Below are 12,398 nucleotides of genomic sequence, written 5' to 3' on the forward strand. Positions count from 1 at the left end.
AAGCATGTAGGTGCCTACGCTGAGTTGCAGGAGGAGCGATCAGGTTCCTTGGACAATGGATTACACGGTGTCGTTTTGCTGGCGTTATGGTTCAAAGTGTTTCGCTGAACTCATGATCAGGCCAGGTTCTGCTCGGTCAACCGCTGCACCGCCAGGCGGCGGTAGTGGGAAGGGGTCATGCCTTTGAGCTGTTGGAAGCGCCGGTTGAAGTTGGAAATGTTGTTGAAGCCCGACTCGAAACACACATCGGTCACGGCCTTGTCGCCGTCGGCCAGCAGTTCGCAGGACTTGCTGATGCGCAGTCGGTTGACGAACTCGATGAAGGTGCGCCCCGTGGCCTGCTTGAACACCCGGGAGAAATAGGTGGGCTTCATGCCCAGGTATTCCGCCACTTCCTCCAGTGACAATTCCCGCGCGTAGTGGGCAAAGATGTAGTCCACCGCCCGGTTGGTGCGGTCGATGCTGTGTTCATCCGCCAATTGCGGGGTGGTCACGCCGGACAACAGTTGATAGTCCTCGCAGGCGCTGAGCGCCTCCAGCAGGATAAAGAAGTGCCCCAGACGCGCCATGCCTTTGGATTCTTCGATGCGTTGCATCAAGGTCATGGCCTGGGCGATGGTCTTTTTACAGCGAAACTCGATACCGTATTGCGCCCGCTCCAGCAGCGGCGCCAGGCTCTTGAGCTCGCCAAAGATCTGGCAGCCGCTGTCGAACAGCTCATCAGTGAAGTTCACCAGCATGTCGCGCTTGGGTACCACCTCGTCTTCCTCCACCTGGCTGATCCAGTTGTGGGGCAGATTGGGGCCGGTGAGAAACAGGCTTTCCGGGTAGAAGTTGCCGATATAGTCGCCGATGAACACCTTGCCGGAGCTGGCGACGATCAGGTGCAGCTCGTATTCCTTGTGGAAGTGCCAGCGTACCAGCGGGCAGGGGAAGCCATGCTGGCGATAGATGATGGACAGGCCGTTGTGGTCGTCCATCAGCTCGTAGGAAGGGTCGGTGATACGCGCTGCTCGGGTCATGCTGCCGTCGCTTTATTGTGGTCGCTGCGTAGGATAATGCCTCCTTGCGCGCGCACCTGCCAGCATCGATGTTTACACGATGCGGTTTTTTGCCTCGATCCACTGCGACATGTACTGCGTACTTTTATGGGCGTGATGGCGCAGCATGCTGCCGGTGAAGTTGTCGCGGCGGTGCGCGGCGAGTCGGCTGCGGCAGCGCTCCAGGCACGCCACCAGCGCCGGGCCATGCAGGTTTTGGTCATAACGGCGAGCCAGCAACTGGCGCCCGTTTTCCTGGGCCTGGGTCCAGCGCTCGCGGTCCTGGTACAACGCCACGGCGGCGGCGGCGAGTGCAGTGGCACTCTGTTCGATCACGCCTGGCCACGGTTGATCGTCGCCCATGGCTTCACAGCCAATGGGTGTGGTGGCACTCGGCGTGCCGCAGAGCATCGCGTCCACCAGCTTGCCCTTGATCCCGGCACCGAAGCGCAGCGGCGCCAGGCAGATGCGCGCGGCGCTCATCACGTGCAGCGCGTCTTCGGCCCAGTTCATCACATGAAAGCCCTGCGCCGGGTTGTGCAGCGCGGTGGCCTTGGGCGGCGTATAGGCGCCGTAGATGTGCAGCTGGGCGCCCGGCAGTTGCTGGCGGATCAGCGGCCACAGGCTGTTCTTCATCCACAGCACCGCATCCCAGTTGGGCGCGTGACGGAAATTGCCGATGCTGAGGAAGTGCGCGCGGTCTTCAAAGGGGGCGAAGGCGTCGGTCGGTGGCTCCAGCATCAACGGGCACCGGTGGAGCAGGGCGCCAGGCACCTTGAACTGTTCGGTGAGCAGGCGGATTTCCACGTCGGAGATGATCAGGCTGATATCGCAACGGTAAATCGCCGCGATTTCGCGCTTGGCCAGGTCGGTCTCGGCCATCAGCCGGAACTCATCTTCCAGCGCCGGGGCGAACAGGGCGGTGAAGTCGTTGCTGTCGGGATGGGTCTTGAGGTGGTCCTTGAAGCGCTGATGGCGCGCGTCGCGCAGGCTTTGCAGGTCGGAGGTTTCAAGCACACGCAGCGCATTCGGGCAGCATTTTTCCACGCGCCAGCCGAACTGCTCTTCCATCATGAAACGGTCGAACAGCACGATATCCGGGGCGAGTTCGCGGACAAAATCATCGAAACTGCTGTTATTCAGCTCGATGGCGCATTCAGCGATGCCGAGTGCGGGCAGGTCGGCCTTGTGTTCACCGATTGTGGCGGGGCTGCTGAAGGTAATGTCCCAACCTTGCATCAGAAAGCTCTCAAGGATTTGCATCATGTGCCCGCCTGCGGCTGAAGAGCGGGGTTCCGGCCAGACATAACCAATGACCAGGACTTTGGTGGCGGGTTGATTCATTGACAAATACTTCCTTGAAAGGGCAGTGCATAAAAGCGCGCCATTAAATCACGCGACATGACAATTTGTGACTGCCCATAGGTCGCCACCGCACTTTGTGGTTAACTTCGGCCTCTCGAATTCGTTTCAATAAACCCAGCATAAGGATTCTGTTCATGGCTCAAGTCACCCACCGTGGCAACCCGATCCAGGTTGAAGGCGATCTGCCGCAAGTCGGCTCCCAGGCACCTGACTTCAAGCTGACCGCCGGCGATCTGTCGGACGCGACCCTGGCCACCTTCGCCGGCAAGCGCAAAGTGCTGAATATCTTCCCAAGCGTCGACACCCCGACCTGCGCCACTTCGGTGCGCAAGTTCAACGCCCAGGCCAACGACCTGAACAACGCCGTGGTCCTGTGCATCTCCACCGACCTGCCATTCGCTCAGGCACGTTTCTGCGGCGCCGAAGGCCTGGAAAATGTGAAGAACCTGTCGGACTTCCGCGACGCTGCATTCGCCGTCGACTACGGCGTGGCCATTGCCGAAGGCGCACTGCGCGGCCTGACCGCCCGTGCTGTCGTGGTATTGGACGAAAACAACAATGTCCTGCACAGCGAACTGGTTTCGGAGATTGGCCAGGAGCCAAACTACGAAGCAGCCCTGGCTGTTTTGAAGTAACTGTTTCAACGCGTGACTGTCGTCTGGCAGTCACACGTGTGCTACATGATTGCGGCCTGGCCTAGTCCAGGCCGTTTTTATTTTGGGGTCAAACGCTTAGCTGAATTAGCCGATGGACTAAGGTCAGAAGTTAAAAGTTGTAAGCCCAAGGTAAATAGCCGGTAAAGGCGCTTTTCTAAACGCGCACCAGTGCTTATCTTTCAGCCTCCTTAAAAAGAAGTTCTCGTGCCCAATGGTTGATCAATCCATGCAATCTTCCCCCCGCAATTCCCGTCGCTGGCTGTTCGGCCTGCTGGTGCTGCTGGTCATCGCCGCCCTGTGCTGGAAGTTCTGGCCCGGCGGCCACAAGGATGCCGACGCACAGAAGCCCGCCGGGCATGCCGGTAAATCGGGAATGATGCGCCCCGGCTTCGGCGGTTCCACCGGCCCGATTCCGGTGCGTGTGGCGCCGGCGGTGTTGGGGGACTTCCCGGTTTATTACAAGGCCCTGGGCACTGTCACCGCGCTCAATACCATCAATGTGCGCAGCCGGGTGGGCGGCGAACTGGTGAAGATCGCCTTCGAAGAGGGGCAGATGGTCAAGGCCGGCGACCTGCTGGCGGAAATCGACCCGCGCAGCTATCAGAACGCCTTGCTCCAGGCCCAGGGCACCTTGTTGCAGAACCAGGCCCAGTTGAAGAACGCCCAGGTGGATGTGCAGCGTTACCGTGACCTGTACGCCCAGGACAGTATCGCCAAGCAGACCCTGGACACCGCCGAAGCGCTGGTCCTGCAATACCAGGGCACCGTCAAGACCAACCAGGGTGCGGTGGATGACGCCAAACTCAACCTCGAATTCACCAGGATCCGCGCGCCGATCAGTGGCCGGGTCGGCCTGCGTCAGGTCGATGTGGGCAACCTGGTGACGGCCAATGACACCACGTCCCTCGCCGTGATCACCCAGACCCAGCCGATCAGCGTGGCCTTCACACTGCCGGAGAACACCCTCGAAACCGTGCTCACCCGCTACCATGCCGGCAACAAACTGCCCGTGGAAGCCTGGGACCGTGGCGATGTGAAGCAACAGGCCACCGGTGTGCTGCAAAGCCTGGACAACCAGATCGACGTGACCACCGGCACCCTGAAGTTCAAGGCGCGCTTCGATAACAAGGACCAGGCGCTGTTCCCCAACCAGTTCGTCAATGTGCACCTGCTTGCCGACACCCTGCATAACGTGGTGCTGGCACCGTCCGCGGCGATCCAGTTCGGCAATAACGGCACCTTCGTCTACGTGCTGGACGGCGACAAGAAGGTCAAGGTGCAGTCGTTGGTCGTCGGTGACACCGATGGCGATAACACCGTGATCAAGGAGGGCCTGAAGGCCGGCGACCGTGTGGTGCTGGAAGGTACCGACCGTCTCAAGGACGGCAGCGAAATCGAGGTGGTCAACGACAGCAGTGAAGTACCGACGACCCCGACCGAGCACCTGCAAGGCAAGCCCGCCGCCAAAGGGGAGACCGGCACCAGCGCCGGCAAGGCGCAAAAGGTCGGTTCATGAACCTCTCGCGGCTGTTTATCCTTCGCCCGGTCGCCACCACGCTGAGCATGCTGGCCATTGTATTGGCCGGCCTTATCGCGTATCGCTTGCTGCCGGTGTCCGCCTTGCCCCAGGTGGACTACCCGACCATCCGCGTGATGACCCTGTACCCCGGCGCCAGCCCGGACGTCATGACCAGCGCGGTCACCGCGCCGCTGGAGCGCCAGTTCGGGCAAATGCCCGGCCTGACGCAAATGGCCTCCACCAGTTCCGGCGGGGCCTCGGTGCTGACCCTGCGTTTCAACCTCGACATCAACATGGATGTCGCCGAGCAACAAGTGCAGGCCGCGATCAACGCCGCGACTAACCTGCTGCCCAAGGACTTGCCGGCACCGCCGGTGTACAACAAGGTCAACCCGGCGGACACCCCGGTGCTGACCCTGGCCATTACCTCCAAGACCATGCTGCTGCCCAAGCTCAATGACCTGGTCGACACGCGCATGGCGCAGAAAATTGCGCAGATCAGCGGTGTCGGCATGGTCAGCATCGCCGGTGGTCAGCGCCAGGCCGTGCGCATCAAGGTCAACCCCGAAGCACTGGCCGCCAACGGCTTGAACCTGTCGGACGTGCGCACCCTGATCGCCGCCTCCAACGTCAACCAGCCGAAGGGCAACTTCGACGGCCCCACCCGGGTGTCGATGCTCGACGCCAACGACCAGTTGGTCTCGCCCCAGCAATACGCCGAGTTGATCCTGGCCTACAACAATGGCGCGCCGCTGCGGCTCAAGGACGTGGCACAGATCGTCGACGGCGCCGAGAACGAACGGTTGGCCGCCTGGGCCAATGAAAACCAGGCCGTGTTGCTGAATATCCAGCGCCAGCCGGGGGCCAACGTTATCGAGGTGGTGGACCGCATCAAGGCGCTGCTGCCGAGCATCACCGACAACCTGCCGGCCGGTCTCGACGTGACGGTACTCACCGACCGTACCCAGACCATCCGCGCCTCGGTCACTGACGTACAGCACGAATTGCTGATCGCCATTGCCCTGGTGGTGATGGTGACGTTCCTGTTCCTGCGCCGGGTCAGCGCCACGATCATTCCTTCCATCGCGGTGCCGCTGTCGCTGGTCGGCACCTTTGGCGTGATGTACCTGGCGGGCTTCTCCATCAACAACCTGACGCTGATGGCCCTGACCATCGCCACCGGGTTCGTGGTGGATGACGCCATCGTAATGCTGGAGAACATTTCCCGTTACATCGAAGAAGGCGAGACCCCGCTGGCCGCCGCTCTCAAGGGCGCCAGGCAGATCGGCTTCACCCTGGTGTCCCTGACCCTGTCGCTGATCGCAGTACTGATCCCGCTGCTGTTCATGGCCGATGTGGTCGGGCGCCTGTTCCGCGAGTTCGCCATCACGCTGGCGGTGGCCATCCTGATTTCCCTGGTGGTATCGCTGACCCTCACGCCGATGATGTGCGCGCGTTTGCTCAAGCGTGAGCCCAAGGAAGAAGAGCAGGGCCGTTTCTACAAGGCCAGCGGGGCCTGGATCGACTGGCTGATCGAAGCCTACGGGCGCAAATTGCAGTGGGTGCTCAAGCACCAGCCGCTGACCCTGCTGGTGGCCATCGCCACCCTCGGCCTCACCGTGTTTCTGTACCTGGTGGTGCCCAAGGGCTTCTTTCCGGTGCAGGACACCGGGGTGATCCAGGGGATTTCCGAGGCGCCGCAGTCGATTTCATTCGCCGCGATGAGCCAGCGCCAACAAGAGCTGGCGAAGATCATCCTGGCTGACCCGGCGGTGGAAAGCCTGTCGTCCTACATCGGTGTGGATGGCGATAACGCCACCCTCAACAGCGGTCGCTTGCTGATCAACCTCAAGCCCCATGGCCAGCGCGATTTGAGCGCGGCCCAAGTGATCACGCGCCTGCAACCGGAGATGGACAAGCTGGTAGGCATCCGCCTGTTCATGCAGCCGGTGCAGGACCTCACCATCGAAGACCGCGTCAGCCGTACCCAGTACCAATTCAGCATGTCTTCGCCGGACGCCGAGTTGCTGGCGCTGTGGAGCGACAAGCTGGTGCACGCCCTCGGCCAGCTGCCGGAGCTCACCGATGTGGCCAGCGACTTGCAGGACAAGGGCCTCCAGGTGTACCTGGTGATCGATCGCGATGCCGCCTCACGGCTGGGTGTCAGCGTGTCGACCATCACCGACGCGCTCTACGACGCGTTCGGCCAGCGCCAGATTTCGACCATCTACACCCAGGCCAGCCAGTACCGCGTGGTGCTGCAGGCCCAGTCCGGGGAAACCCTGGGCCCGGCGGCGCTGGACCAGATCCATGTGAAGACCACCGACGGCGGCCAGGTGCGCCTGTCGAGCCTGGCCCATGTGGAACAGCGCCAGGCGCAGTTGGCCATTGCCCATATCGGCCAGTTCCCGGCGGTGATGATGTCGTTCAACCTGGCGCCCGGCGTGGCGCTGGGCAAGGGCGTGGAACTGATCAACCAGGCGCAGAAAGACATCGGCATGCCGATCGGTGTGCAAACCCAGTTCCAGGGCGCGGCGCAGGCGTTCGAAGCGTCGCTGTCGAGTACCTTGCTGCTGATCCTGGCGGCGGTGGTCACCATGTATATCGTGCTCGGCGTGCTCTACGAGAGTTATATCCACCCGATCACCATCCTCTCGACCTTGCCGTCGGCGGCGGTGGGGGCCTTGCTGGCGCTGCTGCTCAGCGGCAATGACCTGGGCATGATCGCGATCATCGGCATCATCCTGCTGATCGGCATCGTGAAAAAGAACGCGATCATGATGATCGACTTCGCCCTCGACGCCGAGCGCAACCAAGGCCTGGACCCGCAGACCGCGATCTACCAGGCTGCGCTGCTGCGCTTCCGGCCCATCCTGATGACCACCCTGGCCGCGCTGTTCGGCGCGGTACCGCTGATGCTCGCCACCGGTTCCGGCGCGGAACTGCGTCAGCCCCTGGGCCTGGTGATGGTCGGCGGCCTGCTGGTGAGCCAGGTGTTGACGCTGTTCACCACGCCGGTGATCTACCTGTACTTCGACCGCCTGGGGCGTCGCTGGCGCAAAGAACCGCAAAGCCTGGAGCCGGTTGAATCATGAACCTGTCCGGACCGTTCATTCGCAGGCCGGTAGCCACCATGCTGCTGAGCCTGGCGATCCTGTTGCTCGGCGGCGTCAGCTTCAACCTGTTGCCGGTGTCGCCGCTGCCACAGATCGACTTTCCGGTGATCGTGGTGTCGGCCAGCCTGCCCGGCGCCAGCCCCGAGGTGATGGCTTCCACGGTGGCCACGCCGCTGGAGCGTTCTTTCGGCGCGATTGCCGGCATCACCACCATGAGCAGCAACTCGAGCCAGGGGTCGACGCGGGTGATTCTGGCGTTCGACTCCGACCGTGACATCAACGGTGCGGCGCGGGAGGTGCAGGCAGCGATCAACGCCTCGCGCAACCTGCTGCCCAGCGGCATGCGCAGCATGCCCACCTACAAGAAGATCAACCCGTCCCAGGCGCCGATCATGGTGCTGTCGCTGACCTCGGACGTATTACAGAAGGGCCAGCTGTACGATCTGGCCTCGACCATCCTGTCCCAGAGCCTGTCCCAGGTGCCGGGCGTGGGCGAAGTGCAGATCGGCGGCAGTTCGCTGCCGGCGGTGCGCATCGAGCTGGAGCCCAAGGCGCTCGACCAGTACGGCGTGGCCCTGGACGATGTGCGCAACACCATTGCCAACGCCAACCAGCGGCGACCCAAGGGTTCCCTGGAAGACAGCGAACGCAATTGGCAGATCCAGGCCAATGACCAGCTGGAAAAAGCCAAGGACTACGAGCCGCTGCTGATCCGCTACCAGAACGGCGCGGCCCTGCGCCTGGGCGATGTCGCCCGAATCAGCGATGGCGTGGAAGACCGCTACAACAGTGGTTTCTTCAACAACGATGCGGCGGTGCTGCTGGTGATCAACCGCCAGTCCGGCGCCAACATCATCGAAACCGTGAGGCAGATCAAGGCGCAGTTGCCGGCGTTGCAGGCGGTGTTGCCGTCCAGCGTCAAATTGAGCCTGGCCATGGATCGCTCACCGGTGATTACCGCCACCCTGCATGAAGCCGAGATGACCCTGTTGATCGCGGTGATCCTGGTGGTGCTGGTGGTGTACCTGTTCCTCGGCAATTTCCGCGCCTCTCTGATTCCCACCCTGGCGGTGCCGGTGTCGCTGGTGGGGACTTTTGCGGTGATGTACCTGTGCGGGTTTTCGCTGAACAACTTCTCGCTGATGGCCCTGATCCTGGCCACCGGTCTGGTGGTGGACGATGCCATCGTGGTGCTGGAGAACATCTCCCGGCACATCGATGAGGGCGTGCCGCCGATGAAAGCGGCGTACCTGGGGGCGCAGGAAGTTGGCTTCACCTTGCTGTCGATGAACGTGTCGCTGGTGGCGGTGTTCCTGTCGATCCTGTTTATGGGCGGCATCGTCACCAACCTGTTCCGCGAGTTTTCCATCACCTTGTCGTCGGCGATCATCGTGTCGCTGGTGGTGTCCCTGACGCTCACGCCGATGCTCTGCGCCCGCTGGCTCAAGCCCCATGTCAAAGGCCACATGACCGGCTTGCAACGCTGGAGCCAAAAGGTCAATGACCGCATGGTGGCCGGCTATGCCTCCACCCTCGACTGGGTGCTGCGCCACCGGCGCCTGACCCTGCTCAGCCTGTTTCTGACCATCGGCGTGAACATTGCGCTGTACGTGGTGGTGCCCAAGACCTTTATGCCGCAGCAGGACACCGGCCAGTTGATCGGTTTCGTGCGTGGCGATGACGGCCTGTCTTTCAGCGTGATGCAGCCGAAGATGGAGACCTTCCGCAAGGCGGTACTCAAGGACCCGGCGGTGCTCAGCGTGGCAGGCTTCATCGGCGGCAACAACGGCACCAACAACGCGGTGATGCTGGTACGCCTCAAGCCCATCGCCGAGCGCAAGATCTCCGCCCAGGCGGTGATCGAGCGTCTGCGCAAGGAGGTGCCGCTGGTGCCGGGAGGCCGGTTGTTCCTGATGGCGGACCAGGACCTGCAGTTTGGCGGCAGCCGCGACCAGACCACTGCGCAGTATTCCTACATCCTGCAAAGCGGCGACCTCGCGGCGCTGCGCCTGTGGTATCCAAAGGTGGTCACCGCGCTGCGCGAGCTGCCGGAACTGACGGCCATCGACGCCCGTGAAGGCCGGGGCGCGGCGCAAGTGACCCTGATCGTCGACCGCGACGAGGCCAAGCGCCTGGGAATCGACATGAGCATGGTCACGGCGGTGCTCAACAACGCCTACAGCCAGCGGCAGATTTCGACGATCTACGACAGCCTCAACCAGTACCAGGTGGTGATGGAGGTCAACCCCAAATACGCCCAGGACCCGATCACCCTCAACCAGATGCAGGTCATCACGTCGAGTGGCGCGCGGGTGCCCTTGTCGACCATCGCCCATTACGAAAACAGCCTGGCCGATGACCGGGTCAGCCACGAAGGCCAGTTTGCGTCGGAGAACATTGCCTTCGACATCGCCCCGGGCTTCACGGTGGAGCAGGGCACGGCGGCCATCGAGCGGGCGATTGCCAAGGTCGGCTTGCCGGAGGATGTGATCGCCAAGATGAGCGGTACCGCCGATGCCTTTGCGGCCACCCAGAAAGGCCAACCGTTCATGATCCTCGGCGCGTTGGTGGCGGTGTACCTGGTGCTGGGCATTCTGTATGAAAGCTACATTCACCCGCTGACCATCCTCTCGACGCTGCCGTCGGCGGGTGTCGGTGCCTTGTTGTCGATCTACTTGCTGGGCGGCGAGTTCAGCCTGATCTCTCTGCTGGGCCTGTTCCTGCTGATTGGCGTGGTGAAGAAAAACGCGATCCTGATGATCGACCTGGCCTTGCAACTGGAGCGCCATGACGGGATGAGCCCGCTGGAGTCGATTCGCAGCGCCTGCCTGTTGCGGCTGCGCCCGATCCTGATGACCACGCTCGCCGCGATCCTCGGCGCCTTGCCACTGCTGCTGGGCGCGGGCGACGGTGCGGAAATGCGCCAGCCCCTGGGCCTTACCATCATCGGTGGCCTGGTCTTCAGCCAGATCCTGACCCTTTACACCACCCCGGTGGTTTACCTCTACCTCGACCGCGCGCGCCATCGCTTCAACGCTTGGCGCGGCGTGCGTACCGATGCTGCCCTGGACACTGCGCTATGACCGATTCAACCTTTACCCGATTGGCCATGTTCCGCGGTTCGCGCCTGGCGAGCCTGGTGCTTTGCGGGGTGATGCTCAGCGCCTGTGCCATCGGGCCTGACTACAAGCGCCCGGACGTCACCGAGCCCGTTCAGTTCAAGGAGGCGCAAGGTTGGCGCCAGGCCACGCCCAGCGATGCCCTGGCCCGTGGGGCGTGGTGGGAGCTGTACGGCGATCGCCAGCTCAATGACCTGGTGACCCGCCTGAACGCGTCCAACCAGACCGTGGCCCAGGCCGAAGCGCGCTTCCGCCAGGCCCAGGCCCAGGTGCGCAGTGCCCGAGGCGCGTTTTTCCCGACGGTGGACGCAAACGTCGGCAAGACCCGCGCCAGCCAGGGTACCGGCAGCAGCAACGCCAGCCTCAGCAGCTCCAGCAGCGGTATCCGCGATACCCTCAATGCCCAGTTGGGCGTGAGTTGGGAGGCGGACGTCTGGGGCAAGTTGCGCCGTGGCCTGGAGGCCAACCAGGCCACCGCCGAAGCCAGCTCCGCGGACCTGGCGGCCATGCGCCTGAGCCAGCAATCGGAACTGGTGCAGGACTACCTGCAGCTGCGGGTCATGGATGAACAGACCCGCTTGCTGCAAGCGACGCTGGACACCTACCAGCGCTCCCTGCAAATGACCGAAAACCAGTACCGTGCCGGGGTGTCCGGCAAGGATGCGGTGGCCCAGGCGCAAACCCAGCTCAAGACCACCCAGGCCAGCCTGATCGACCTGATCTGGCAGCGTGCCCAACTGGAAAACGCCATCGCGGTGCTGATCGGCGAAGCGCCGGCCAACTTCAGCCTGGCGGTGAGCAAGGACATCCCGGCCTTGCCGCAAATACCGGTTGGCCTGCCGTCGCAATTGCTGGAGCGCCGCCCGGACATCGCATCGGCGGAACGTTCGGTGATCGCTGCCAACGCCAACATCGGCGTGGCCAAGGCCGCCTATTACCCGGACCTGACCCTGAGCCTGGCGGGGGGGTATTCCAGCAGTACCTATGCCGACTGGATCAGCTTGCCGAACCGGTTCTGGTCGGTCGGGCCCAAGTTGGCGATGACGCTGTTCGATGGTGGCCAGCGTTCGGCGGAAGTCGATCGTACCGTGGCCAGCTATGACGAGACCGTGGCCAAGTACCGCCAGACCGTACTGGATGGTTTTCGCGAGGTGGAGAACTACATGGTGCAACTCAAGGTGCTGGAGGATGAGGCGGTGGTCAGCAACGAAGCGCTGGCGGCTGCCCGTGAGTCGTTGCGGTTGACGCAGAACCAGTACAAGGCGGGGTTGATCGCTTATCTGGACGTGGTGACGGTGCAGGCCACGGCATTGAGCAATGAGCGGACGGTGTTGACCTTGTTGCAGACGCGGTTGGTGGCGAGCGTGCAGTTGATTGCGGCGCTTGGGGGAGGGTGGGATGGGCACGCGGGGGTGGTTGCTAAAGAGTAGTTGGGTGTGCATAAGCAGCTTGATATCTGCCTGATATAGAAGATCCAAATTGTGGGAGCGGGCTTGCTCGCGAAAGCGGTGGATCAGTTAGAGCTGTAATCGCTGTCTCTTTATACACATCTCCGAGCCCACGAGACTTCAACAAGCATCTAG

The 12,398-nt window shown here is 62.5% G+C and carries 7 protein-coding genes; 5 read left to right on the forward strand and 2 right to left on the reverse strand.

Annotated elements, in window-relative coordinates; all coding sequences use genetic code 11:
* Positions 1–116: 116 nt before the first annotated feature.
* Entirely contained in the window at positions 117–1,022 is a 906-nt protein-coding gene (locus ACW9IB_RS10600) for a helix-turn-helix domain-containing protein (protein WP_457367039.1), read from the reverse strand.
* Positions 1,023–1,094: 72 nt separating this feature from the next.
* Positions 1,095–2,384, reverse strand: coding sequence for a glycosyltransferase (locus ACW9IB_RS10605; RefSeq protein ID WP_457413551.1), 1,290 nt, complete (start codon positions 2,382–2,384; stop codon positions 1,095–1,097).
* Positions 2,385–2,539: 155 nt separating this feature from the next.
* On the opposite strand from ACW9IB_RS10605, the gene tpx reads away from it, so the two are divergent.
* The 5 genes from tpx to ACW9IB_RS10630 all read left to right on the forward strand — a co-directional run bounded on the left by tpx (position 2,540) and on the right by ACW9IB_RS10630 (position 12,245).
* Positions 2,540–3,040, forward strand: a complete 501-nt coding sequence (gene tpx / locus ACW9IB_RS10610) for a thiol peroxidase (protein WP_457367042.1) — start codon at positions 2,540–2,542, stop codon at positions 3,038–3,040.
* Between the two features lie 232 nt (positions 3,041–3,272).
* On the forward strand, positions 3,273–4,577 hold the full coding sequence (locus ACW9IB_RS10615) for an MdtA/MuxA family multidrug efflux RND transporter periplasmic adaptor subunit (protein WP_457367043.1): 1,305 nt from the start codon (positions 3,273–3,275) through the stop codon (positions 4,575–4,577).
* Complete coding sequence (locus tag ACW9IB_RS10620) at positions 4,574–7,675, forward strand: MdtB/MuxB family multidrug efflux RND transporter permease subunit (protein WP_457367044.1); 3,102 nt, start codon at positions 4,574–4,576, stop codon at positions 7,673–7,675. The genes ACW9IB_RS10615 and ACW9IB_RS10620 overlap by 4 nt, the downstream gene beginning before the upstream one ends.
* The gene (locus ACW9IB_RS10625) at positions 7,672–10,779 is read left to right on the forward strand and encodes an efflux RND transporter permease subunit (RefSeq protein WP_457413552.1); all 3,108 of its coding nucleotides are present in this window, start codon (positions 7,672–7,674) and stop codon (positions 10,777–10,779) included. Before ACW9IB_RS10620 ends, ACW9IB_RS10625 begins: the two co-directional genes overlap by 4 nt.
* Positions 10,776–12,245 carry an efflux transporter outer membrane subunit gene (locus ACW9IB_RS10630; protein ID WP_457367046.1) on the forward strand — a complete coding sequence of 490 codons (1,470 nt, stop codon included), beginning with the start codon at positions 10,776–10,778 and terminating at the stop codon, positions 12,243–12,245. The genes ACW9IB_RS10625 and ACW9IB_RS10630 overlap by 4 nt, the downstream gene beginning before the upstream one ends.
* The last annotated feature ends 153 nt before the right edge of the window (positions 12,246–12,398 follow it).

It is taken from the genome of Pseudomonas sp. SDO524_S393, assembly GCF_054071875.1.